This window comes from Streptomyces sp. NPDC047043, assembly GCF_040644055.1.
Lineage (GTDB): Bacteria > Actinomycetota > Actinomycetes > Streptomycetales > Streptomycetaceae > Streptomyces.
This window is the reverse complement of sequence record NZ_JBEYVO010000035.1, coordinates 17,270-42,390: the sequence shown is the minus strand read 5'-3', so window position 1 is coordinate 42,390 and position 25,121 is coordinate 17,270. Positions and strand designations below refer to the sequence as shown.

20 protein-coding genes are annotated in these 25,121 nt (G+C 70.8%); 6 read left to right on the top strand and 14 right to left on the bottom strand.

Annotated elements, in window-relative coordinates; translation table 11 throughout:
• Positions 1-74: 74 nt before the first annotated feature.
• The 5 genes from ABZ880_RS42415 to bldG form a co-directional block, all read right to left on the bottom strand.
• Entirely contained in the window at positions 75-1,592 is a 1,518-nt protein-coding gene (locus tag ABZ880_RS42415; RefSeq protein WP_361275052.1) for a class I SAM-dependent methyltransferase, read from the bottom strand.
• Positions 1,593-1,635: 43 nt separating this feature from the next.
• Positions 1,636-2,226: a small secreted protein gene (locus tag ABZ880_RS42410; RefSeq protein WP_361275049.1), complete on the bottom strand. Its 591-nt coding sequence runs from the start codon at positions 2,224-2,226 to the stop codon at positions 1,636-1,638.
• Between the two features lie 193 nt (positions 2,227-2,419).
• Positions 2,420-4,828, bottom strand: a complete 2,409-nt coding sequence (locus ABZ880_RS42405; protein WP_361275046.1) for a sodium-translocating pyrophosphatase — start codon at positions 4,826-4,828, stop codon at positions 2,420-2,422.
• Positions 4,829-5,127: 299 nt separating this feature from the next.
• Complete coding sequence (locus ABZ880_RS42400; RefSeq protein ID WP_361275043.1) at positions 5,128-5,559, bottom strand: ATP-binding protein; 432 nt, start codon at positions 5,557-5,559, stop codon at positions 5,128-5,130.
• Between the two features lie 117 nt (positions 5,560-5,676).
• The gene (gene bldG, locus ABZ880_RS42395) at positions 5,677-6,018 is read right to left on the bottom strand and encodes an anti-sigma factor antagonist BldG (RefSeq protein WP_003975386.1); all 342 of its coding nucleotides are present in this window, start codon (positions 6,016-6,018) and stop codon (positions 5,677-5,679) included.
• Positions 6,019-6,179: 161 nt separating this feature from the next.
• Here bldG and ABZ880_RS42390 point away from each other — a divergent pair, with 161 nt between their 5' ends.
• The gene (locus ABZ880_RS42390) at positions 6,180-8,618 is read left to right on the top strand and encodes a DEAD/DEAH box helicase (protein WP_361275041.1); all 2,439 of its coding nucleotides are present in this window, start codon (positions 6,180-6,182) and stop codon (positions 8,616-8,618) included.
• Here ABZ880_RS42390 and ABZ880_RS42385 read toward each other — a convergent pair.
• From ABZ880_RS42385 to ssd, 7 genes are all read right to left on the bottom strand, one after another.
• A complete protein-coding gene (locus tag ABZ880_RS42385; protein WP_361275039.1) occupies positions 8,518-8,943 on the bottom strand; it encodes an Rv3654c family TadE-like protein in 426 nt (141 codons plus the stop codon). The genes ABZ880_RS42390 and ABZ880_RS42385 overlap by 101 nt on opposite strands.
• On the bottom strand, positions 8,940-9,320 hold the full coding sequence (locus ABZ880_RS42380; RefSeq protein ID WP_361275036.1) for a TadE family type IV pilus minor pilin: 381 nt from the start codon (positions 9,318-9,320) through the stop codon (positions 8,940-8,942). The genes ABZ880_RS42385 and ABZ880_RS42380 overlap by 4 nt, the downstream gene beginning before the upstream one ends.
• The gene (locus ABZ880_RS42375; protein WP_361275033.1) at positions 9,307-9,516 is read right to left on the bottom strand and encodes a DUF4244 domain-containing protein; all 210 of its coding nucleotides are present in this window, start codon (positions 9,514-9,516) and stop codon (positions 9,307-9,309) included. The genes ABZ880_RS42380 and ABZ880_RS42375 overlap by 14 nt, the downstream gene beginning before the upstream one ends.
• Positions 9,517-9,587: 71 nt before the next feature.
• Entirely contained in the window at positions 9,588-10,376 is a 789-nt protein-coding gene (locus ABZ880_RS42370) for a type II secretion system F family protein (protein ID WP_361275030.1), read from the bottom strand.
• Positions 10,373-11,233: a type II secretion system F family protein gene (locus ABZ880_RS42365; RefSeq protein ID WP_361275027.1), complete on the bottom strand. Its 861-nt coding sequence runs from the start codon at positions 11,231-11,233 to the stop codon at positions 10,373-10,375. Before ABZ880_RS42365 ends, ABZ880_RS42370 begins: the two co-directional genes overlap by 4 nt.
• Positions 11,226-12,443 carry a TadA family conjugal transfer-associated ATPase gene (locus ABZ880_RS42360; RefSeq protein WP_361275246.1) on the bottom strand — a complete coding sequence of 406 codons (1,218 nt, stop codon included), beginning with the start codon at positions 12,441-12,443 and terminating at the stop codon, positions 11,226-11,228. The genes ABZ880_RS42365 and ABZ880_RS42360 overlap by 8 nt, the downstream gene beginning before the upstream one ends.
• 23 nt (positions 12,444-12,466) lie before the next feature.
• Positions 12,467-13,579 carry a septum site-determining protein Ssd gene (gene ssd, locus ABZ880_RS42355; RefSeq protein ID WP_361275243.1) on the bottom strand — a complete coding sequence of 371 codons (1,113 nt, stop codon included), beginning with the start codon at positions 13,577-13,579 and terminating at the stop codon, positions 12,467-12,469.
• A 565-nt stretch (positions 13,580-14,144) separates the two neighbouring features.
• Between ssd and ABZ880_RS42350 the strand changes: the two genes are divergently transcribed.
• Entirely contained in the window at positions 14,145-14,990 is an 846-nt protein-coding gene (locus ABZ880_RS42350; RefSeq protein WP_361275024.1) for an HAD family hydrolase, read from the top strand.
• 380 nt (positions 14,991-15,370) lie between these two features.
• On the opposite strand, the gene ABZ880_RS42345 is transcribed toward ABZ880_RS42350, so the two are convergent.
• Positions 15,371-16,195, bottom strand: a complete 825-nt coding sequence (locus ABZ880_RS42345) for an oxidoreductase (protein WP_361275022.1) — start codon at positions 16,193-16,195, stop codon at positions 15,371-15,373.
• A gap of 101 nt (positions 16,196-16,296) precedes the next feature.
• Here ABZ880_RS42345 and ABZ880_RS42340 point away from each other — a divergent pair, with 101 nt between their 5' ends.
• On the top strand, positions 16,297-17,277 hold the full coding sequence (locus ABZ880_RS42340) for an ATP-binding protein (protein WP_361275019.1): 981 nt from the start codon (positions 16,297-16,299) through the stop codon (positions 17,275-17,277).
• A gap of 6 nt (positions 17,278-17,283) precedes the next feature.
• Here the strand turns inward: ABZ880_RS42340 and ABZ880_RS42335 are convergent, their stop codons facing one another.
• Positions 17,284-18,555 (bottom strand): hypothetical protein, encoded by a 1,272-nt coding sequence (locus ABZ880_RS42335; protein ID WP_361275017.1) that lies wholly within the window; start codon positions 18,553-18,555, stop codon positions 17,284-17,286.
• A 348-nt stretch (positions 18,556-18,903) separates the two neighbouring features.
• Between ABZ880_RS42335 and ABZ880_RS42330 the strand changes: the two genes are divergently transcribed.
• The 3 genes from ABZ880_RS42330 to nhaA all read left to right on the top strand — a co-directional run bounded on the left by ABZ880_RS42330 (position 18,904) and on the right by nhaA (position 25,105).
• Entirely contained in the window at positions 18,904-21,300 is a 2,397-nt protein-coding gene (locus ABZ880_RS42330; RefSeq protein WP_361275014.1) for a bifunctional SulP family inorganic anion transporter/carbonic anhydrase, read from the top strand.
• Between the two features lie 260 nt (positions 21,301-21,560).
• Positions 21,561-23,519: an acetate--CoA ligase gene (acs, locus tag ABZ880_RS42325; protein WP_361275012.1), complete on the top strand. Its 1,959-nt coding sequence runs from the start codon at positions 21,561-21,563 to the stop codon at positions 23,517-23,519.
• A gap of 149 nt (positions 23,520-23,668) precedes the next feature.
• A complete protein-coding gene (nhaA, locus tag ABZ880_RS42320) occupies positions 23,669-25,105 on the top strand; it encodes a Na+/H+ antiporter NhaA (RefSeq protein WP_361275009.1) in 1,437 nt (478 codons plus the stop codon).
• Positions 25,106-25,121 lie beyond the last annotated feature (16 nt).

Sequence of the window (25,121 nt, the reverse complement as noted above, 5' to 3'; positions counted from 1 at the left end):
GGGGTGCGGTCACGCCCCATCCGTGACGCGCGCCCGGCGGCCGGGGGCGTGACGCCCCCGGCGTACCTCCGGTGTCACGCCGGCTCGAGGAACCCCTGCTCCACCAGCAGCCTGATCTGCGCCGGCGTGCGGTCGCGCAGCAAGACCGGGTCCTCGCCGACCAGTTGGGCGATCGCGTCCAGGATGCGGCCCGCGCTCAGCGAACCGTCGCAGACGCCCGCGAAGCCCGCGCCGACCGTGTCCACCTTGGTGGCCCGGCGCATGCCGCGGTGCTGGCGCAGCACGACGTGCTCCGGGTCCTCGGCGCCGGGCAGCCCGACCTGCTCCTGTACGACCTCAGCGACCAGCTTGAAGTGCCCTTCGAGCAGGGCCGCGTCGTCGTGCGCCCGCAGGTAGTCGAGCCGCTCGAAGTGCGCCCGTACCGTCTCGCCGAGCGGCTGCTCGACCGGGTGCGGCCACTCCTCCACGGTGATCGAGGGCACGGCGGCCGTGGTCTTCCGCACAGTGATCCAGCCGAACCCGACGGACTTCACCTTGCGCGCCTCGAACTCGTCCAGCCAGGCGTCGTACAGCGCCTGGTACTCGGCCGGGTCACCCCGGTGATCACCGGCGTCCCTGAGCCACAACTCGGCGTACTGCGTGACGTCCTGCACCTCGCGCTGCACGATCCACGCGTCGCAGCCGCGCGGCACCCACGACCTGAGCCTGTCCTGCCAGTCCTCCCCTTCCACGTGCTGCCAGTTGGCGAGGAACTGCGCGAACCCGCCCTCGTTCAGCCGCTCCCCCGCTCCCTGAACGATCAAGCGGCACAGATCGTCCCCGCCCATCCCGCCGTCGCGGTAGGTCAGCCGTGCACCCGGCGAGATCACGAACGGCGGGTTCGACACGATCAGGTCGTACGTCTCGTCGTCCCGGATCGGCTCGAACAGCGAGCCCTCGCGCAGATCGGCAGCAGGGGCTCCGGACAGCGCCAGCGTGAGCGCCGTGATGTGCAGCGCGCGCGGGTTGAGGTCGGTCGCCGTCACGCGCGTGGCGTGCTGCGCGGCGTGCAGCGCCTGGATGCCGGAGCCGGTGCCGAGGTCGAGGGCGGCGGAGACGGGCGTGCGCACGGTGATGCCGGCGAGGGTCGTGGAGGCGCCGCCCACCCCGAGGACGACACCTTCCTCCCGGCTGCCGATCCCGCCGGCCCCGCCGACGGCGCACCCCAGGTCGGACACGATGAACCAGTCCTCGCCGCCGGGCCCGCCGTACGGCCGTACGTCCACGGTCGCGGCGAGCTCGTCCCCGCCGACCCGCACCAGCCACCCGCTCTCCAGGCACGCGTCGACGGGCAGAACGTCCGCCACGCGCGCGTGCAGGACGGGCTGCTGCAGCAGGAACAGCCGTACGAGCACCTCCAGCGGGGTGTCTCCACGGGTCGCCCGGAGCGCGGGCACGGTCTCGCTGCGCGCCAGCGCCGCGTACGCGGGGGCGCCGAGCAGCTCGAGCAGCCCGTCGGCGGTGAAGGACGCCCCGAGCAGGGCGTCCCTCAGCCGGGCGGCGACATCGGAGCGGTCGGAGGTGGGCAGGGCGGGCAGGCCGGAGGTACTCACGCCCCCATTGTGGCGGGGACGGGCGGCCCGCCGCAGCTCCGGCTCAGCTCGCCTTCGACGAAGCCGGCGCGGACGCCGACTTGCAGCTGGCCTGCTTGGCCATGGCCTTGCCGACGTCGCCCTCCTCGAGGTTCTTCAGGGCGTCGTTGCCGCTGGTGCTCAGCTTGTCCAGGGAGGTCGCGATGTCCTTGAGGCCGTCGGCGAACTTCGCCTGGTCCTTGGTGTTGAGCTTGTCGACCTGCGTCTTCAGCGAGGCGTACGACGCGGCGATGTCGTTGAGCTCCTTGACCGCGTCGGTCTTCTTCTTCTCGCCGTCGTCGACGTTGGGCGCCCCGGCCTTCTGGACGGCGGCACCGATCGCCTTGTAGGCGTCGGACATGTCCTGGAAGGCCTGTGCGTCGGTCTTCCGGACCTCTTCCGGCGTGCTGTTGTCCGAGGTCTCCTTCTGGATCGCGGCATTGGCGGCCTCGATCTTCTTGGCCTGCGGCTGTACGGCGTCGCAGACCTGCTTGGCCCAGGCATCCAGCTTGTCGTTGCCGTCGTCGCTGGTGCATCCCGACAGCGCCAGTACCAGTACCGCACCGCCGGACAGTGCGACCGCGAGCTTCTTGTTCACCGGATTGGTCCCTTCCATGGCTCTCGGCCCCGGAACATACACGCCACAAGGCCCACAGCCGCATATCGAACGACGACTATGACAGCTTTTGTGATGATTTGCACAAGGCGAGAGAAGGCTCACGGTGAGGGTGTGAAAACACGAGACGGGCGGGCGACGCGTCAACACGCGCCTCCCGCCCGTCCCTTGAAGCCGGGCCTCGTAAGACCGCCTACGAAACCACCGCAGGATCGGCCGAGTTGGCCACTCGCTCCTTCTTGTCCTCCTCGTCGCCCACGGCGATCCCGCGCCGCTTGGAGACGTACACCGCTCCGACGATGACGAGCAGGGCGAGGACCGCGATCGCGATCCGTACGCCGAGGCTCTTGTCCTCGCCGTAGCTGAACTTGATCACCGCGGGCGCGATCAGCAGCGAGACCAGGTTCATCACCTTGAGCAGCGGGTTGATCGCGGGACCGGCGGTGTCCTTGAAGGGGTCGCCGACCGTGTCGCCGATCACCGTCGCGGCATGGGCCTCGCTGCCCTTGCCGCCGTGGTGGCCGTCCTCGACGAGCTTCTTGGCGTTGTCCCAGGCGCCGCCGGAGTTGGCCAGGAACACCGCCATCAGCGTGCCCGTGCCGATCGCGCCGGCCAGGTACGCGCCGAGCGCGCCGACACCGAGCGTGAACCCGATGGCGATGGGCGCCATGACGGCGAGGAGACCTGGCGTGGTCAACTCCCGCAGCGCGTCCTTGGTGCAGATGTCGACGACCTTGCCGTACTCCGGCTTCTCCGTGAAGTCCATGATCCCGGGCTTCTCACGGAACTGTCGCCGCACCTCGTAGACCACCGCGCCCGCCGACCGCGACACCGCGTTGATCGCCAGCCCCGAGAAGAGGAAGACGACCGCCGCGCCCGCGATGAGGCCGACGAGGTTGTTGGGCTGCGAGATGTCCATCATCAGGCTCATCGGCGCACCCGGCCCGGTGAGCTTCTCGCCGACGTCCTGCGCGCCGGTCGTGATCGCGTCACGGTACGACCCGAAGAGCGCCGATGCCGCGAGGACCGCGGTGGCGATGGCGATGCCCTTGGTGATGGCTTTGGTGGTGTTGCCGACCGCGTCCAGGTTGGTGAGCACCTGGGCGCCCGCGCCCTCGACGTCGCCGGACATCTCGGCAATGCCCTGCGCGTTGTCGGAGACCGGACCGAAGGTGTCCATGGCGACGATCACGCCGACCGTGGTGAGCAGGCCGGTGCCGGCCAGCGCCACCGCGAACAGCGCGAGCATGATCGACGTACCGCCGAGCAGGAAGGCCCCGTACACGCCGAGGCCGATCAGCAGGGCGGTGTAGACGGCCGACTCGAGACCGACCGAGATACCGGCGAGGACGACGGTGGCCGGGCCGGTGAGCGAGGTCTTGCCGATGTCCATGACAGGGCGGCGGTTGGTCTCGGTGAAGTAGCCGGTCAGCTGCTGGATGACGGCCGCCAGCAGAATGCCGATCGCCACCGCGACGACCGCGAGGATCCGCGGATCGCCGTCCTTGGCCCTGATGGCGGCATCGGTGACGCCATCCAGGTCCGCGTACGTGGACGGGAGATAGATGAAGACGGCCACGGCCACCAGCACGAGCGAGATCACCGCGGAGATGAAGAAGCCACGGTTGATCGCGGACATGCCGCTGCGGTCCGTGCGGCGCGGGGCCACGGCGAAGATGCCGATCATCGCCGTGATCACGCCGATCGCGGGCACGATCAGCGGGAACGCGAGTCCGGAGTCGCCGAAGGCCGCCTTGCCGAGGATCAGCGCGGCGACCAGGGTCACGGCGTACGACTCGAAGAGGTCGGCCGCCATGCCCGCGCAGTCGCCGACGTTGTCGCCCACGTTGTCGGCGATGGTCGCGGCATTGCGCGGGTCGTCCTCCGGAATGCCCTGCTCGACCTTGCCGACCAGGTCGGCGCCGACGTCGGCGGCCTTGGTGAAGATGCCGCCGCCGACACGCATGAACATGGCGATCAGGGCGGCACCGAGGCCGAAGCCTTCGAGCACTTTCGGCGCGTCGGCCGCGTACACCAGCACCACGCAGGAGGCGCCCAGCAGACCGAGCCCCACTGTGAACATGCCGACGACGCCGCCCGTACGGAAAGCGATCTTCATGGCTTTGTGCGAGACGGCGGTGAGATCCTTTTCCGGCTCACCTTCTGCCGGGGTCGCCTCCCGGGCCGCCGCGGCAACACGCACATTGCTGCGCACCGCCAGCCACATGCCGATATAACCGGTGACCGCCGAGAACGCGGCGCCGATCAAGAAGAAGACCGATCGGCCTGCGCGCTGATTCCAGTCGTCCGCGGGCAGCAGCATGAGCAGGAAGAACACGACGACGGCGAATACGCCGAGCGTGCGCAGCTGCCGGGCCAGATAGGCGTTGGCGCCTTCCTGCACGGCCCCTGCGATCTCCTTCATGCTGTCGGTGCCCTCGCCCGCCGCGAGCACCTGGCGCACCAGGATGCCTGCGACCACGAGCGCGGCCAGCGCGACGACCCCGATGACCGTCACGATGATCCGGTTGTCGTCCGTCAGTACCGCGGCTGCGAGGGTTGTGGGGTGATCAAACTGATGAGGGGTAGAAAGCCCCGCCATTCGTCCTCCTTGACGCTTGGGCTGAGCTCAAGATGTGGACGGATTCTAGGTACCCGCAGCTGATCAAAACAGAGCACGGTAAACGGAATTAGCCTTCACATGCTCTTCAGCAAATGATCGACATCGCGCCATAGAACCCGAAAGAGGTAATGCCTCAAAGGCATTGACGCCTGCATTTGACGCTTGATCGAATTATCACCTGATTGATCGTGAATTCCTTCACGAATTCCCGGGAACGGCCGGAAAAACACCAAGGGCCCTGCTCAGCAGGGCCCTTGGACGTCGTAACGGGGGTGGGGTCAGGGGAGCGCCGCGGTGGGCGGCGTGGCCGGCCAGGTCATGCGGATCTGTCCACCGTGCGCTCCGGCGGTGACCTCCACGTCGTCGACGAGGCCGCTGATGACCGCGAGGCCCATCTCGTCCTCCTCGGTGTCCACGTCCTCACCGACTGAGCCCGGCGCCCCGTCTCCGGGGGCCGAGCGCGGCGCCTCGTCGCCGACCTCGATGGAGAACTGCTTCTCCTCCTCGATCAGCTGCACCTTCACCGGCGCCGTGATCCCGGCGCTCTGGTGCAGTCCGACGGCACGGGTGCAGGCCTCGCCGACGGCGAGTCGGACCTCGTCGAGGACGGCCTCGTCCACTCCGGCCCTGCGCGCCACCGCTGCCGCCACCAGTCGTGCGGTCCTGACGTGCTCGGGCAGCGCGCTGAAGCGGAGTTCAACGGTGGCCATGCATCCCCCTCGGAACTACGGGCGTGCGGTCGGGGGACCGGGCTGCCGAAAGCCCGGACCCCCTCATTGAACTTCTGCCGGCCCGGCAGCGGTCCTTGCCCGCCGCCGGGCCGATGGTCAGTCGGTGGCCGCCACCGCTTCCTCGACCGAGGTGTGGATCGGGAACACCTTGGTGAGGCCGGTGATGCGGAAGATCTTCAGAATGCGCTCCTGGTTGCAGACCAGGCGCAGCGAGCCCTCATGGGCTCGTACCCGCTTCAGGCCGCCGACCAGCACGCCGAGCCCGGTGGAGTCGAGGAAGTCCACGCCCTCCATGTCGACGACGAGGTGGAAACTCCCGTCGTTCACCAGCTCGACCAGCTGCTCGCGCAGCTTGGGCGCGGTATATACGTCGATTTCGCCACCGACCTCGACGACCGTACGATCGCCGACGGTACGGGTCGACAGGGACAGGTCCACGGATCCTCCAGCACCTTGCTAATCGAGCGGTCGCCCCTCGGGACACCTCGGCAGAGCCCCCGGAACGGTTCGCCAGCCGCGATGGCATTCAATCACTTACGGCAGGCGTGCACGACGCCTTGGTCCCATTGTCCGCCACGCCAGTGACACACTCGGTGCCGATGGCCAAGAATCACCGATCCGATCGATCCCCGACGGACCCCGTATCCCGGCTCGAACCGGGCACGATCCTGGGCCGACTCGCCTCCGGGCCGAGCCGGGCTTCGCGCATCACTCATACGGAGCACTTGCCCCCGCGAGCGGGTCGGCATGCCGTCTGGCCTGACCGGATTCGCTCGGAGGTCATCGCCGCGGTGCAGTCCGCGGGCATCGAGCATCCCTGGGCCCACCAGGCACGGGCCGCCGAGCACGCGCTGGACGGCGACTCGGTGGTCGTCGCCACGGGCACGGCGTCCGGCAAGTCCCTCGCGTATCTCGTCCCGGTGTTCTCGACGCTCCTGGACGGCTCCGAGGCCCCGAACGGCCGCGGCGCCACCGCCCTGTACCTGGCTCCCACGAAGGCGCTTGCGGCCGACCAGTGCCGTTCTGTGAAGGAACTTTCACAATCTCTGGGAAATGCCGTACGACCAGCGGTGTACGACGGCGACACCCCGTTCGAGGAACGCGAGTGGGTCCGCCAGTACGCCAACTACGTCCTGACCAACCCGGACATGCTGCACCGCGGGATACTCCCGTCCCACTCCCGCTGGTCCTCCTTCCTGAAGTCGCTGAAGTACGTCGTCATCGACGAGTGCCACACCTACCGCGGCGTGTTCGGCTCGCACGTCGCCCAGGTGCTGCGCCGTCTGCGCCGCCTCTGCGCCCGCTACGGCGCCTCTCCCGTCTTCCTGCTGGCCTCCGCGACGGCCGCGGAGCCTTCGGTCGCCGCCCGCCGCCTGACCGGCCTCCCGGTGGTCGAGGTCGCCGACGACGCCTCGCCGCGCGGTGAACTGGTGTTCGCGCTCTGGGAGCCCCCGCTCACCGAGATGCAGGGCGAGAAGGGTGCCCCGGTCCGCCGTACGGCCACCGCCGAGACGGCGGACCTGCTCACGGACCTGACCGTGCAGGGCGTCCGGTCGGTCGCCTTCGTACGCTCCCGGCGCGGCGCCGAGCTGATCTCGGTGATCGCCCAGGAGCGCCTGGCCGAGGTCGACCGCTCCCTCGCCCGGCGCGTGGCGGCCTACCGCGGCGGCTACCTCCCCGAGGAACGCCGCGCCCTGGAACAGGCCCTCCATTCAGGAGAGTTGCTGGGCCTCGCCGCGACCACCGCGCTCGAACTCGGCATCGACGTCTCCGGGTTGGACGCCGTGGTCATCGCCGGCTACCCGGGCACGCGCGCGTCCCTGTGGCAGCAGGCGGGCCGCGCCGGCCGCTCCGGGCAAGGGGCCCTGGCGGTCCTGGTCGCCCGCGACGACCCCCTGGACACCTTCCTGGTCCACCACCCCGAGGCCCTGTTCGACCAGCCGGTGGAGTCGACGGTCCTCGACCCGGACAACCCGTACGTCCTGGCCCCGCACCTGTGCGCGGCCGCCGCGGAACTGCCGCTGACCGACGAGGACTTGGCGTTGTTCGGTCCTGAGACCGAGAGCCTGTTGCCACAGCTGGAAGCCGCGAAGCTCCTGCGCCGCCGGACGAAGGCCTGGCACTGGACACGCCGGGAACGGGCCGCCGACCTCACCGACATCCGCGGCGAGGGCGGCCGCCCCGTCCAGATCGTCGAGTCCGGCACGGGCCGCCTGCTCGGCACGGTCGACGCGGGCGCCGCCCACACGACCGTCCACGAGGGCGCGGTCCACCTGCACCAGGGCCGTACGTATCTCGTACGTTCCCTGGACCTGGAGGATTCGGTGGCCCTGGTCACCGAGGCGAACCCCTCGTACTCGACGGTCGCCCGCGACACGACGTCCATCGCCGTCCTGGAGACCGACACCGAGATCCCCTGGGGCGACGGCCGCCTGTGCTACGGCTCCGTCGAGGTCACCAACCAAGTGGTCTCCTTCCTGCGCCGCCGGCTCATCACCGGCGAAGTACTGGGCGAGACGAAACTCGACCTCCCTCCTCGTACGCTGCGCACACGCGCGGTGTGGTGGACGGTCACCGAGGACCAGCTGGACGAGGCCCGGATCAACCCGGAGATCCTCGGCGGCGCCCTGCACGCCGCCGAGCACGCGTCGATCGGCATGCTGCCCCTCTTCGCGACCTGCGACCGCTGGGACATCGGCGGCGTCTCCATCCCGCTCCACCCCGACACCCTGCTGCCCACGGTCTTCGTCTACGACGGCCACCCGGGCGGTGCGGGCTTCGCCGAGCGCGCCTTCCACACCGCCCGTGCCTGGCTCACCGCCACCCGCCAGGCCATCGCGTCCTGCGAGTGCGAGGCCGGCTGCCCGTCCTGCATCCAGTCACCCAAGTGCGGCAACGGCAACGATCCGCTGCACAAGAGGGGCGCGGTGCGGTTGCTCACGGTGCTGTTGCGGGGGGCGCCGGAGGAGAAGCCCGGGGAGGAATCGGTGGAAGAGGCGCCGACGGCGCCGGCTCCGCAGGCCCCGCCCGTGCCCTGACCTCCGCCGCGAACGGTCCCCGCCCCGACGCCGCCGTCACGTCCGAGATCTCACCGACGACCACGCACCGTACGAGCCGTGTGCCCTGTGCCCGGGCCACCCGGTCGGCGCCGGCGCAGGCCGCCGTCCCGCCGTCCGCCCAGTGGTCCGCCGCCGCCAACGCCGCCAGGTCCGCGCCGCCGGCCGCCCGGTGCCGGACCACGACGGTCTGCCCCAGAGCGAGCACGACACCGAACACCACGCACAACACGGCGATCGCACCGACACTCCAGACGGTGGCGGAACCGCGATCGGAACGCATGTCCCGGACGGTGCCTCCCCTCATGGGACCGCCACCCCCACCGTCTCCTCCGCCGCCGCCACGGCCTCCTCCCGAACCTCGAAGGGCAACCCGTGCAGCACCGGCGGCTTCGCCACGACGGTCACGCGAACCTGGCCTCCCTCCCGGCTGACCGTGATCCTCGCTCCGCGCGGAGCCGCTGCACGGGCCACTTCGACGACCGAGTCGGCCGGGTCCTGACGGGCCGCCGCCCGCGCTCCCGTCCGCGCCGCGTCCACGCACTGGATCTGCGCGGCCACGACCAGCAGCCCGCACACCAGCGCCATCGCGAACATCACCAGCACGGGCAGCACCACGGCCGACTCCGCGGTCACGAACCCCCGGTCCGTCGCCCTGCCCGGCCGCTTCTCACATCCGCGCATCGAGCGCCTGCTTCACAATGCCCTGCAACTCGGCGCTGACCGCCCCGCTCGTCACCACCTTGTAGAGGACCACCGCGAACGCCACCGCCGCCACGATCCCCATCGCGTACTCGGAGGTGACCATCCCCGCGTCCCTCCGCGCCGCCCGTACCCCGCACACCAGGGCACACAGCCGTGCCCGTACCGCCTTGTACATCTCAACCCCCGTAAGGATCAGTCTGGTTGCTCAGTTCTGTTCTGCTTGTCCGGCGTCCGTCGAGGTCCCTGTCATCCGCCACCCCCTCCCAGCACCCCGCCCGCCAGCCCGATCACCACGGGCAGTACGCCGACCGCGATGAACGCGGGCAGGAAGCACAGCCCCACCGGCGCAGTGACCATGACGGCCGCCCGCCGGGCCCGTGCCGTGGCGGTGCGGGCCCAGTCGGCCCGGGCGTCCGCCGCGAGGCGCTCGGCCGGTCCGGCGGCCGGGAGCCCGGACATGCCGGCCCGTTCCAGGAGCCGCGCCAGGGCTCCGGCGCCCGGCAGTGCGGCGAGCCGCCGCCAGGCCTCCGCCGGTTCCCCACCGAGGCGCACCTCGGCCGCACCCCGCGCCAGCGCGTCCCCCACAGGGCCGCCGAGCCCCTCGCCCACGGCCTGCGCGGCGACCACGGGCCCGGCACCGGCCGCGACACAGGCGGCCAACAGATCGGCGGCGAGCGGAAGTTGGCGCGCCGCCTCGCCCGGGTCGTACGCCTCCGCGTCTCCCCCGGCCTTCTGCCGCCTGCGCCACCACCACAGCCCGGCCGCAACGCCCAGCCCCACCACAGCGCCGACGAGGCCGCCGACCAGGGCCCACCCGGCGCACACCACTCCCACCGCGGGAAGCCACCGTCGCGCGACATCCCGTACGTCGAAGCGCGGCCCGTCCCGCTTCGTCTCGACGTCGGCCACGAGTTCCGCCAGCCTCCGCAGCACCCGCCTCTCACGCCGTACGGCCTCCAGCCACCGCAGCAGCCAGCCGAGGACGAGCAAGACCCCCACGGCCACCCCCAGCCTGTGGACAACTTCCGCACTCACGCCGCCTCCGCTCCCCGTACGATCCGCATCGCCCACCACATCCCCAGGGCCTCCAGCACAGCGCCGACCAGCAGGCAGCCCAGCCCGGCTCCGGTGTGCAGCAACACATGCAGCGGGTCGGTCCCGAGGGCGGCGCCGAGGGCGAGTCCCAGGACCGGCAGTCCCGCGAGCATCACCGCCGTCGACCGAGCTCCCGCCAACTGGGCCCGCAGATCCGCGCGTTGGTCCCGCTCGGCCCGCAACGCCCCTTCGAGCCGGTCCAGTCCGGCCGCGAGACCGGCGCCCTGGTCCACCGCCACCCGCCAGCAGGCCGCCAGGCCCAGCAACCCCTCGGCGCCCGGTTCCCGCGCCGCCGCCGCGAGCGCTCCGGGGACATCGCCGCCGAACCGCGCCGCCGCCAGCACCGCCGCCTGCGCTTCCCCGAGCCCGCCGGAGTCCCGCGCCGCACGCAGCAGCGCCTCTCCCGGCTGCCGCCCGGCCCGCACCTCCCCGGCAAGCGCCCCGCACAGCGCGATCACCGCATCCTGACGGCGCTCCCGTGCCCGCCGGGCCTCGGCCGCCAGCCGCATCCGCCGCAGCAGCGGCACCCCGGCCGCCCCCGCGACGACCGGCAGCACCGAGGCGCCCAGCACCGCCAGCACCAGCCCCACGGCCAGCGCCCACCACTCGGCCCTCAACTTCCCGCGGATCCGCCGCAGTTCCCCGGCCGCCTCCCGCCAGGAAGGCGGCCCGGTCCCCACCACCCCGCCGCCCGCGAGCAACAGCTGCGCCCGCCGCGCCCCGGAGTGCCACCCGCCCATCAGCAGGGCCGCCGCCCCGACGAACAGCACGGCAGCGCCCATCGCCGTCTCACCCATGGCCTCCCCCTTCGAAAGACTCGCTGTCGAGCAGCCCCCGCAGCCGCTTCCACCCGCGCTCGTACGCGAACGCCTCCGGGCCCCACCGCAGCGCCGGCACCGTCCGCACCAGTCCCGACGGGTCCCGTTCCAGGACATGCACCTCGGCGATCCGCCGCCGCCCGGTCCGGTCGCGCACGAGATGCAGCACCACCGACAGCGCCGCCGCCAACTGGCTGTGCAGCGCGGCCCGGTCGAGCCCGGCCGCCGTGCCGAGCGCCTCCAGCCGGGCCGGCACGTCGGCTGCGGCATTGGCGTGCACGGTGCCGCAGCCGCCCTCGTGACCGGTGTTCAACGCGGCCAGCAGATGCACGACTTCGGGCCCGCGCACCTCGCCCACGACCAGCCGGTCCGGCCGCATCCGCAGTGCCTGCCGCACCAGGTCCTGGAGCGTGACGAGACCCGCGCCCTCCTGGTTGGCCGGTCTGGTCTCCAGCCGGACGACGTGCGGATGGTCCGGCCGCAGCTCGGCCGAGTCCTCGGCGAGCACGATCCGCTCGCCGGGCCCGACCAGCCCCAGCAACGCGCTCAGCAAAGTCGTCTTGCCGCTGCCCGTGCCGCCACAAATGAGGAAGGACAGCCGCCCCTCGAGCAGTGCCCGCAGCACGCGGTCCCCGCCGGGCGGCACGGTGCCCGCCGCGACCAGTTCGTCGAGCGTGAACGCCCGTGGCCGTACGACCCGCAGCGCCAGGTACGTACAGCCCACGGCCACCGGCGGCAGCACCGCATGCAGCCGCGTCCCGTCGGGCAGCCGCGCGTCGGCCCACGGCCGCGCGTCGTCCAGCCGCCGTCCGGCCACCGCGGCCAGGCGCTGCGCGAGACGTCGTACGGCCGCCGCGTCCGGGAAGGAGACCGACGTGAGCTCAAGACCGCCGCCCCGGTCCACCCAGACCCGGTCCGGTGCCGACACGAGAACGTCGGTCACCGACGGATCGGCGAGCAGCGGCTCCAGCGGTCCACTGCCGACCAGTTCGGACCGCAACTGCTCGGCCGCCCCGAGGACTTCGGCGTCCCCGAGCACCCGCCCCTGCTCGCGCAGCGCCTGCGCCACCCGCGCGGGCGTCGGCTCGGCCCCGCTCTCCACCAGCCACTGCCGTACGCCGTCGAGAAGTCCCGCGGACGAGTCCGGACCGATCCCCGAGGATGCAGCAGCACCTTCCGAAACGCCCATCCGCTCAAGCCCGGGATACGTGCTCATGCGCCACCCGCTTCGACCAGCGCCCGCTCCCAGAACTCCCTGCAGAAGCGCGCCAAGGGCCCGCGGCCGCCTGCGCCGGGCGGTTCCCTGCCCTCTCCCGGGCGCAGCAGCCCCGACTCCACCGGCAGCTCGCCGGCCAGGGGCAGGCCGAGCAGCCGAGCCACCTCGCGGTCGTCGAGGCCGGGCGCGTACGGCCCTCGTACCGCGACCCGCAGGTCGCGCAGGACCATGCCGACGGCGGACGCCACCCGTCCTGCCGCCGCGACGGCACGCAGTTCGCCGGGGACCACCAGGAGCCCCAGGTCGAGCTGGGCGAGGGCCTCGGCGACCCCGTCGTCGACGCGCCGCGGCAGGTCCACGACGACCGTGCCGCCCCGCCGCCGGGCCGCGGCGAGCACCGCCCGTACGGCCTGCGCCGGGACGGCGATGCGGTCGCCGCGGTCCCAGCTGAGCACCCGCAGGGAGTGGAGCTCCGGCAGCGACTCCTCCAGGGCGCCGCCGCCGACCCGCCCGCGCGAGGCGGCGAAGGCGGGCCAGCGCAGCCCCTCGGCGGCCTCACCGCCCAGCAATACGTCCAGTCCGCCGCCCAGCGGGTCGGCGTCCACCAGGAGGGTGCGCAGCCCCTCGCGCGCGGAGGTGACGGCGAGGGCACACGCGAGCGTGGACGCTCCGGCCCCGCCGCGGCCGCCGATGACGCCCACGGTGAGAGCGGGCCGGCCGACGCCCTCGGCCACGTCGGCGATGCGGTCGACCAGCCACTGCTCCCCGTCGGGCAGCATCAGGACATGGTCGGCGCCGATCTCGACGGCCCGGCGCCAGACTCCCGAGTCGTCCTGGTCCCGCCCGACCAGCACCACTCCTCGTCTGCGCGCGGCACCTCGCACGCGCCGCGCCGCGTCGTCGCCGACCAGGACGAGCGGTGCGGCCTCCCAACTGCCCGCGCGCTCCGGCACTGAGTGGTGGACCTCGGGTGTCGCGCCCGCCGCGGCGCACAGGCGCAGCAGATCGTCGAGCAGTTCGACGTCCTCCGTGACGATCAGTGGTCCGGCCTGCCGCCCCGAGGCGGCGGGCGGCGGTTGGTGTGTGACGGCTCCGGCCACGGTCTCCATCCCCCTTCGCACTGCATCTCCCGCGCAGCCCCTGCGGCCACGCGATTCCCAAACGTGTGAAGAACCGGCAACCGGCCTCCATATGAACGGCCGATACGAACCGGCCAAACCCACCCGACAAACCGGAACCGGTCATGAACTCGGCGCGAGCGGGACGCGTTTGAATCACGGTGCAGCGAACCCGGAAATCGTGTGGATCTTGGTCGATAACTGTGGACAACTCAGCGGTTGTGAATATCGCCGTCACCCATACCGGTGACCCCTGCACCGACCCCTGTGCGACTTCCACAGAGCAGCCCGAAGGCTACGCACAGTGACGGATCATGAGCATGCGGAAGAGGCGGCCGCAGCCGCCTCGCAACGGCCGTACAGCCGCGTGGAGATGAGAGAAAACCCGCCCGGACATGCGACGACCCCCACCGGGGGGGAGAGTGGGGGTCGTCTCCACGGCCGACTCGGGGGGGGAGGAGCCGGACCGGGTTAGCACGGTCGCGAACGATCCGTGACTTCCATGGTGTACCCGAGAGCCATCTCAGGCAAACCCACGCGCCCCACCTTACGCCGAATGGGCTGCGCCTATGCTCGGGGCGTGGAAAACCACTCCTTGCCCCGCACAGCGGCCTTCTTTGACCTGGACAAGACGGTCATTGCGAAGTCGAGCACGCTCACGTTCAGCAAGTCGTTCTACCAAGGCGGGCTGATCAACCGCAGGGCCGCCTTGCGTACCGCATATGCCCAGTTCGTCTTCCTCGTCGGCGGCATGGACCACGACCAGATGGAGCGGACCCGCGAGTACCTGTCCTCACTCGTCCGCGGCTGGAACGTCCAGCAGGTCAAGGAGATCGTCGCCGAGACGCTGCACGACCTGATCGACCCGATCATCTACGACGAGGCCGCCTCCCTCATCGAGGAGCACCACACCGCCGGCCGCGACGTCGTCATCGTGTCCACGTCGGGTGCCGAGGTGGTCGAGCCGATCGGTGAACTCCTCGGCGCCGACCGGGTGGTGGCGACCCGCATGGTCGTGGGCGACGACGGCTGCTTCACCGGAGAGGTGGAGTACTACGCGTACGGCCCGACGAAGGCCGAGGCGATCAAGGAGCTGGCCCGGTCCGAGGGGTACGACCTCGAGCGCTGCTACGCCTACAGCGACTCGGCGACCGACCTGCCGATGCTGCAGGAGGTGGGCCATCCGCACGCCGTGAACCCGGACCGGACGCTGCGGCGCGAGGCACTCGCGCGCGGGTGGCCGATTCTCGATTTCCACCGGCCGGTGCGGCTCAAGAAGCGGATCCCCACGTTCTCCGTACCGCCCCGTCCGGCGCTCGTCACGGCCGCGGCCATAGGCGCTGCGGCCGCCACGGCGGGTCTCGTCTGGTACGCGAACCGCCGTCGGGCGACGCCCCTCTGACCTGCCACTTCTCGGACGATTGCGCCGCGTTCGAGATACTGACGTCCGTTTGCAACCCATTTGAGACTAAAAGTAAAGAAGTACAGCCAGGGGTTCCGCTTGCTTCGGACCTGGAGTACAAAGGGGTTAACGGCCCGCGAGACCAAGGACATCCGAGAGGATCACCTTAATAAACGCATTTGGCCCCACGGACCGCGCATGAACATCGAGCACCCACGCGACGTCGACCCGTCGATTACGGGCCAGCCGCACCAGGTGACGGGCCAAGTTCCCGACCTGATGGGCAACATATCGAGGACGCTTGGTAACCCGGTGAGCATGCCAGCGGCGGTACGAATCCTCGTACCGCCGCAACCCTTTTCCGGAGCCCGAAGAGCTCCTTATGCCGCCCCGCGCTGCAGCGCCTCGCACACGGCCGTCGACTCGCGCGCGCCCAGTTCGATCGCCTTGCCGCAGTGCGCGATCCAGGCGCCCATCCCCTCGGGAGTGCCGGAGGCGTAACCGTCCAGCGCCGCCAGATAGGCCGCGCGTCCCAGCTCGGCGTGGCCGACCTCGGCCGGGCAGACGGACTTCGGGTCGAGGCCGCTGCCCACCAGGACGATGCGCTCGGCCGTGCGCGCGATCAGGCCGTTGTGGGAGGTGAAGGGGCGCAGCGCGAGGAGTTCGCCGTGGACGACGGCGGCCGTCACCAGGGCGGGCGCGGAGCCGCCGGCGATGATCAGCTCCGACAGGCCCTCCAGTCGGCCGTGCACCTCGGCCGCACTCGGCAGCGGGAGCTCCACGAGCGGCTCGTCGACCCGCTCGCCCGCCTGCCGCGGCCGCCCGACCTCCTCGCCGTTGCTCGCGGCGGCCACCAGATGCAGCCGGGCCAGCACCCGCAGGGGCGACTGCCGCCAGATGGACAGCAGTTGGCCCGCCTCGGCGGTCAGCCTGAGGGCCGCGCCCATCACGCGCGCGTCGTCGTCGCCGCTGAAGTCGGTGCGCCGACGCACCTCCTCCAGGGCCCAGTCGGCGCCGGACAGCGCCCCCGAGCCGCGGGCGCCGCGCAGCGCCGCCTCGGAGGTGATCTCGTTGCTGCGGCGCCGCATGACCCGATGCCCGTAGACCCGGTCCACGGCCTTGCGCACGGACTCCACGGATTCGGCCACACCGGGCAGCGAGCCCAGGGCCGCGAGCGGATCGGCGGTCGCGCCTGTCGTACTCATGAGTACGACACTAGCCACCCCAGGGGCCCGCCCCACGAATGAGTGGTCTTCTTCACGCCCGCCTGACACGTACAGCTACGCCCCGACTACCCTTCGTGAACATGAAAATTGCTTTCGTCGGGAAGGGCGGCAGCGGCAAGACGACCCTGTCCTCCCTGTTCATCCGCCACCTCGCCGCAACCGGCGCCCCGGTCCTCGCGGTCGACGCGGACATCAACCAGCATCTGGGACCCGCGCTCGGCCTCGACGAGGCGGAGGCCGCCGCGCTGCCCGCGATGGGCGACCGACTGCCGCTGATCAAGGACCATCTGCGCGGCTCCAATCCGCGCATCACGTCCGCCGAGACGATGATCAAGACGACCCCTCCCGGCGAGGGATCGCGCCTGCTGCGGGTACGCGAGACCAATCCGGTGTACGACGCCTGCGCCCGGCCGGTGGAACTCGACGGCGGCGCCGTCCGTTTGATGGTCACCGGCCCCTTCACCGACGCCGACCTCGGGGTCGCCTGCTACCACTCCAGGACGGGAGCGGTGGAGCTGTGCCTGAACCACCTGGTGGACGGGCAGGGCGAGTACGTCGTGGTGGACATGACGGCGGGCTCGGACTCCTTCGCCTCCGGCATGTTCACCCGCTTCGACATCACGTTCCTCGTCGCCGAGCCGACCCGGAAGGGAGTCTCCGTCCATCGCCAGTACAAGGAGTACGCCCGCGACTTCGGCGTCGTACTCAAAGTCGTCGGCAACAAGGTGCAGGGTCAGGACGACCTCGACTTCCTGCGCGCCGAGGTCGGGGACGACCTGTTGGTGAACGTCGGGCACTCGGACTGGGTGCGCGCCATGGAGAAGGGCCGCCCGCCCCGGTTCGAGCTCCTGGAGGACGCCAACCGCCGCGCCCTGCGCGCACTTCAGGTCGCCGCGGACGCGACGTACGAGCTGCGTGACTGGGAGCGCTACACACGTCAGATGGTGCACTTCCATCTGAAGAACGCGGGCTCGTGGGGCAATGCGCGCACCGGGGCCGACCTGGCGGCGCAGGTCGACCCCGGGTTCGTGCTCCGGGAGGGCGTCACCACTCCCGCGTGACGCCGGCTATCGCTTGGCCGCCGGCGCGCCGGGAACGCCCTTCGGGGCCGGAGCCGGGTGGCCCGTCAGGAAGGTCGCCCAGCCCTGCTTCGGGGCCTCGCCGACCTCAAGGGAGCGCAGCTTGGCCAGGGTCTGCGGATCCTGGGCGTCCAGCCAGTCGACCAGCTGATGGAAGGAGACACACCGCACGTCGGGCTTGTTGCAGACGTTCTGGACGACCTCGTCGACGGCCTGCATGTACGTGCCGCCGTTCCAGGACTCGAAGTGGTTGCCGATGACCAGGGGCGCGCGGTTGCCGTTGTAGGCCCGGTAGAAGCCCCTGAGCAGGCCGTCGCGCATCTGCTTGCCCCAGAACTCGTACTTGTCGGGATCGCCCTGGGTATTGGTGCCGGACTGGTTGACCATGAAGTTGTAGTCCATGGTGAGCTGCTCGTAGGAGTGCCCGGGGAAGGGCACCAGCTGCATCGACAGGTCCCACAGGCCCTGCCTCTTCTTCGGCCAGACCTGGTTGTTGACCCCGCTGGTGTCGTAGCGGAAGCCGAGCTGGTGGGCGGCCTTCATGAAGTTCTTCTGGCCCTCGAGGCAGGGCGTACGGGCGCCGATCAGTTCCTTGTCGTAGTCGAAGGGCAGCGGCGCCGCCTTCCTCGTGCCGGTGTTGGTCTTCCAGGACTTCACGAACCTCTTCGCCTGGGCGATCTCGTCCTTCCAGTCCGCGACCGACCACTCGCCGACGCCGCCGTCCTTGCCGCAGAAGTGGCCGTTGAAGTGGGTGCCGATCTCGTTGCCCTCCAGCCAGGCGAGGCGCAGCTGCTTGACGGTGTCGGCGATGCCCTGCTCGTCGTTGAAGCCGATCTCGGAGCTGCCCTCCGAGTGCTGCGGCGGCTTGTACAGGTCGCGCTTCTCCTCCGGCAGCATGTACACGCCGCTCAGGAAGTACGTCATCGTCGCGTGGTTGGCCTTGGCGACCTTGCGGAAGTGGGAGAACAGCTTCTGGCTGTCCTCGCCCGCGCCGTCCCAGGAGAAGACCACGAACTGCGGGGGCTTCTGACCGGGCTTCAGCCGCTCTGGTCTCGGCAGATGCGGCTGCGCGCCGGTGTACGCCGTGGAGCCGTCGCCGATCAGCCGGATCGCACTCCCCGGCGCGTGGACCGGCTTGGCCTTCTGCGGGCCGGGGGCACCTGCCTTGGAACCGGTGGAGCCGATCGCACAGCCGGCGAGCGACGCGGCACAGGCCGATGCGATCACGACGCCCGCGGCGATCTTCTGGGTGGCGGCCATATTCCGCCCACCTTCTTCCTTCTCTCAGGCCAACGCTGATGAGGGCGTTTTCTGGTGTTGTGCCGGGAAGGCCCGACAGCGCCGCCAAGGTCGCACGGGACCGAGAAGGAATTAGTACGACAAGCCGATCAAATGACCGTCCCACTCTTTGGGGTGAGTGATTACCCCATTTGCCAGGAAAGTCTATGCCTGTCCTTTACTCTGAATTACGATTCGTTTACCGAGCGTTGTTCATTGCGTTGATCCATCCCGCCGCTGCACGCCGTGACCCACGGCCGCGACCCGACCCCGCCACATGGACGGGGACCACCTGATCCGCGACCGCGCTGCCCCGGAGGAGACGGGAACATGTCAGCCTGCACCCCCACCCGCACGACCGATCCGACTCGGGACCAGCGCTCCCACCAGCCCCACAGCCCGCCGTCCGGCCCGCACCGCCGATTCCGAGTCGCCGGCGCCGATGTGTCGGCCTCGATCGCGGTCTTCCTGATCGCCCTCCCCCTGTCCCTGGGCATCGCCCTCGCCACCGGCGCCCCGCTCCAGGCCGGCCTCGTCGCCGCCGCGGTCGGCGGGATCGTCGCCGGCCGGCTCGGCGGCTCGCCGCTCCAGGTCAGCGGCCCGGCCGCCGGGCTCACGGTCGTCACCGCCGACCTCATCCACCGCTACGGCTGGCGTACGACCTGCGCCATCACGGTCCTCGCGGGCCTCGCCCAACTCGGCCTGGGCTGCCTGCGCGTGGCGCGGACCGCGCTCGCGGTCAGCCCCGCCATTGTGCACGGCATGCTTGCCGGCATCGGCGTCACCATCGCCGTCGCCCAGCTGCACATCGTGCTCGGCGGCACCCCGCAGAGCTCCGTCCTCGCCAACCTCCGTGCACTGCCCGCCCAGTTGGCGAACCTGCACCCCGCCGCCGTGACCGTCAGCGCGCTGACCCTGACCCTGCTGGTGCTCTGGCCGCGGGTTCCCGGCCGGGTGGGCCGCGCCCTGCGCAGGATCCCGACCGCGCTCGTCGCCGTCGCCGGCGCCACAGTGACCGCCTCGCTCGCCGGACTGACCCTGCCCAAGGTCGACCTGCCGTCCTGGAGCAGCCACGCCCTGGCCGGGCTGCCGGAGGGACCGGTGCTCGGCCTGACCGCGGCCGTGCTCACCATCACGCTGGTCTGCAGCGTGCAGTCGCTGCTGGGCGCGGTCGCCGTCGACAAGATGGCGGCCGCACGGCCGGGCCTGACCGCCCGCGTCGGCCGCTCCGACCTGGACCGCGAACTGCTCGGGCAGGGCGCCGCGAACATCGCCTCCGGCGCGCTCGGCGGACTGCCGGTCGCGGGCGTGGCGGTGAGAAGTTCGGCGAATGTGCACGCGGGCGCCGTGAGCCGGAACTCCACGATGCTGCACGGCGTTCTCGTAGTGATCGCCGCGCTGCTGATGGTCCCGATCCTGGAGCTCATCCCGCTCGCCTCGCTCGCCGCCCTGGTGATGGCCGTCGGCATCCAGATGGTGTCCCTGCACCACATCCGCACGGTGACCCGCCACCGAGAAGTGCTCGTCTACGCCGTCACCACCCTCGGCGTCGTCCTCCTCGGTGTCCTGGAGGGCGTGACGCTGGGGGTCGCCGTGGCGGTCGCCGTCGCCATGCACCGCCTCGCCCGCACCCGCATCACGCACGAGGAGAAGGAAGGAGTCCATCACGTACACGTCCGAGGCCAGTTGACCTTCCTCGCCGTGCCACGGCTCAGCCGGGCCCTGCATCTCGTACCCCAAGGCGCCCACGCCGTCGTGGAGTTGGACGGTTCGTTCATGGACCACGCGGCGTACGAGTCACTGCAGGACTGGCAGAACACGCACACCGCACAGGGCGGCACCGCCGAACTGACCGGCCGCCGCGCCGGGGTGCGCATCGCCGAGCCCTGGGCTGCCGCCGACTCCTCCGGCACCGACGAGCCCGGCGCCTCCACCGGCTGCCGCTGCCGCCCGTGGACGCCCTGGCGAAACCACCAGTGCGATCCGCAGCCCGCGGCGCCCACGGGGTACGCCGACACATCCAGCGGTCGGAGCGGACCGGACGACACGAGTGACGCGAGCGGGCATCAACTGGCGCGCGGTATCAGCGTGTTCCAGCGCAACACCGCACCGCTCGTGCGGGGTGAGCTGGCCCGGCTGGCCCGGGAGGGGCAGCGGCCGTCGCAGCTCTTCCTCACCTGCGCGGACTCGCGGCTCGTCACGTCGATGATCACCTCCAGTGGTCCCGGCGATCTGTTCGTGGTGCGCAACGTGGGCAACCTTGTTCCGCTGCCCGGCGAGGACAGCGGCGACGACTCGGTGGCGGCCGCGATCGAGTACGCGGTGGACGTGCTGAAGGTGCGGTCCATCACGGTGTGCGGGCACTCCGGGTGCGGGGCCATGCAGGCGCTGCTCAACTCCGAGCCCGGCGGCGCCCGGACGCCGCTGAAGCGGTGGCTGCGGCACGGGCTGCCGAGCCTGGAGCGCATGGCCGACGGCAACCGGCCGTGGCCACGGCTCGCCGGCCGGGCGCCTGCCGACGCGGTGGAGCAGCTCTGCCTGACCAACGTGGTCCAGCAGTTGGAGCACCTGCACACCCACGAGTCGGTGTCCCGGGCCCTGCGTGAGGGTGCGCTGGAACTGCAGGGCATGTACTTCCACGTAGGAGAGGCGCAGGCGTATCTGCTCGCGGCGGCGGGCGGGGCCGAGGTGTTCGACCACGTGGAGGCGGCCGACCTGCCCGCCTGACCGGCACCGGGCCGTTCCGACACGCCCGGGCCGGTAAAGACGTGACCTTCACCGCGCGGCGTGGGCCCACTGTGATGTGAGAGGCGTTACAAGGGCTGAACTCCGGCCGATCGGCGTCCGTGGGTACGGGTGACTCCGGAGGCCACAGCTACCTTGCGAACAGGTCTAAACCAATTCCCGGTCGACCCTTGTCATCGGGCCCCCGGGTCTGATGAGCTGTGGCCTGGGACACAACGGACACCCTGGGAAAGGCAGATGCCGTGAGCAACGAAAGCCTGGCCAACCTGCTCAAGGAAGAGCGCAGGTTCGCGCCCCCCGCCGACCTGGCCGCAGGCGCCAACGTCACTGCGGAGGCGTACGAACAGGCCAAGGCTGACAGGCTCGGTTTCTGGGCCGAGCAGGCCCGCCGGCTGACCTGGGCCAAGGAACCGACCGAGACACTGGACTGGTCGAACCCGCCGTTCGCCAAGTGGTTCAAGGACGGCGAGCTCAATGTCGCGTACAACTGCGTGGACCGGCATGTCGAGGCGGGCCATGGCGACCGGGTCGCCATCCACTTCGAGGGCGAGCCCGGCGACGGCCGTGCGATCACCTACGCCGAGCTCAAGGACGAGGTGAGCAAGGCGGCAAACGCCCTGCTCGAGCTGGGAGTTCAGAAGGGCGACCGGGTCGCCGTCTACATGCCGATGATCCCGGAGACGGCGGTCGCGATGCTGGCCTGCGCCCGGATCGGTGCCGCGCACTCCGTCGTCTTCGGCGGCTTCTCGGCGGACGCGCTCGCCACCCGTATCCAGGACGCCGACGCCAAGGTCGTCATCACCTCCGACGGCGGTTACCGGCGCGGCAAGCCGTCCGCGCTCAAGCCGGCCGTGGACGACGCCATCGCGCGCGTGGACAACGTGGAGCACGTGCTGGTCGTCCGCCGCACCGGCCAGGAGGTCGCCTGGGACGACAGCCGCGACGTGTGGTGGCACGAGATCGTCGAGCGGCAGTCGGCCGAGCACACGCCGGAGGCGTTCGAGGCCGAGCAACCGCTGTTCATCCTGTACACGTCCGGTACGACGGGTAAGCCGAAGGGCATCCTGCACACCTCCGGCGGCTACCTCACCCAGGCCGCGTACACCCACCACGCCGTCTTCGACCTCAAGCCGGAGACCGACGTGTACTGGTGCACGGCCGACGTCGGCTGGGTCACCGGGCACTCGTACATCGTCTACGGGCCGCTGGCCAACGGCGCGACGCAGGTCATGTACGAGGGCACGCCGGACACCCCGCACCAGGGCCGGTTCTGGGAGATCGTGCAGAAGTACGGGGTGACGATCCTGTACACGGCGCCCACGGCCATTCGTACGTTCATGAAGTGGGGGGACGACATCCCCGCGAAGTTCGACCTCTCCTCCCTCCGCGTACTCGGCTCGGTCGGTGAGCCGATCAACCCCGAGGCGTGGATCTGGTACCGGAAGAACATCGGTGGCGACCGGACGCCGATCGTCGACACGTGGTGGCAGACCGAGACCGGCGCGATGATGATCTCGCCGCTGCCGGGCGTCACCGAGACCAAGCCCGGTTCCGCGCAGACTCCGCTGCCCGGCATCTCCGCGACGGTCGTCGACGACGAGGCGAACGAGGTGGCCAACGGCGGCGGTGGCTATCTGGTCCTCACCGAGCCGTGGCCGTCGATGCTGCGCACCATCTGGGGCGACGACCAGCGGTTCATCGACACGTACTGGTCGCGCTTCGAGGGCAAGTACTTCGCCGGCGACGGTGCGAAGAAGGACGACGACGGCGACATCTGGCTGCTGGGCCGGGTGGACGACGTCATGCTCGTCTCCGGGCACAACATCTCCACCACCGAGGTGGAGTCGGCGCTCGTCTCCCACCCGTCGGTCGCCGAGGCGGCCGTGGTCGGTGCGACGGACGAGACGACGGGCCAGGCGATCGTCGCCTTCGTCATCCTGCGCGGTACGGCGAACGCCGAGGACGAGGGTCTGGTCAACGACCTGCGCAACCACGTCGGCGCCACCCTCGGCCCGATCGCCAAGCCCAAGCGGATCCTGCCGGTGGCCGAGCTGCCGAAGACCCGCTCCGGCAAGATCATGCGGCGCCTGCTGCGGGACGTCGCCGAGAACCGCCAACTGGGTGACGTGACGACGCTGACGGACTCGACGGTCATGGACCTCATCCAGGCGAAGCTGCCGGCGGCGCCCAGCGAGGACTGAGCCTCCCCGTCCCGAAGGGGCGTCCGGCGCGAAAGGCGCCGGACGCCCCTTTTAGGTAAACTAAGCAAAACAATCGTGACCCTCAAGGTGTGCCGGGAAGTCTGGTCGGCAAGTAGTTCTGCCCTGCCCACCGACCGGAGGTCTCCCCCGTGGCCGCGCCCCGCACCACCCCCGCCCGCAAGCTCTTCGGACGCCTGTCGCTGCCCGAGCGGAACTTCGTCGCGGACGCGCTGCGCACCGAGACCGTCGGCGGTGTGCTGCTGCTGGTGGCCGCGATCACGGCGCTGATCTGGGCGAACATACCCGCGCTGCACGACAGTTACGAGAGCGTCAGCCACTTCCACCTCGGCCCCGAGGCCCTCGGCCTGAACCTCTCGGTCGCGCACTGGGCCGCCGACGGCCTCCTCGCGCTCTTCTTCTTCGTCGCCGGCATCGAGCTCAAGCGCGAGCTGGTCGCCGGTGACCTCAGGGACCCCAGGGCGGCCGCGCTGCCGGTCGTCGCCGCCTTGTGCGGCATGGCCGTACCGGCTCTCGTCTACGCCCTCACCAACGCCACCGGCGGCGGATCGCTCGCGGGCTGGGCGGTGCCCACGGCCACCGACATCGCCTTCGCGCTGGCCGTGCTCGCCGTCATCGGCACATCCCTGCCGAGCGCCCTGCGCGCCTTCCTGCTCACCCTCGCCGTCGTCGACGACCTCTTCGCGATCCTGATCATCGCGGTGTTCTTCACGAGCACGATCGACTTCGCCGCGCTCGGCGGCGCCGTCGTGGGCCTCGCCGTCTTCTGGCTGCTGCTCAGGAAGGGCGTACGCGGCTGGTACGTGTACGTCCCTCTCGCCCTCGTCATCTGGGCGCTGATGTACAACAGCGGCGTCCACGCGACCATCGCGGGCGTCGCCATGGGCCTGATGCTGCGCTGCACGCCCCGCGAGGGCGAGCAGCACTCCCCGGGCGAGCACATCGAGCATCTCGTACGTCCCCTGTCGGCGGGCCTGGCGGTGCCGCTGTTCGCCCTGTTCAGCGCCGGTGTCGCCGTCTCGGGCGGGGCGCTGGGCGATGTGTTCACCAAGCCGGAGACCCTCGGTGTCGTCCTGGGGCTCGTCGTCGGCAAGGCGTTCGGGATCTTCGGCGGTACATGGCTGACGGCCCGTTTCACCCGGGCCTCGCTCAGCGACGACCTCGCCTGGGCCGACGTGTTCGCCGTGGCCACGCTGGCCGGCATCGGCTTCACCGTGTCGCTGCTCATCGGCGAGCTGGCCTTCGACGGGGACGCCGTACTGACCGGCGAGGTCAAGGCCGCCGTACTCACCGGATCCCTGATGGCTGCCGTGCTGGCGACAGTGCTGCTGAAGATACGGAACGCCAAGTACCGCAGGCTGTGGGAGGCCGAGGAGCGGGACGAGGACCTCGACGGGATCCCGGACATCTACGAGCAGGACGATCCGGCGTACCACCTGCGGATGGCGGCCATCTACGAGGGCAAGGCCGCCGAGCACCGCCGGATCGCCGAACTGAAGGCCGCCGAGCGACGCGCGCTTGCCGAAGTGCCGGGCGGGGCAGGCGACGAGGACGGCCGTCCGGCATGATCTGACGGGACGGTAC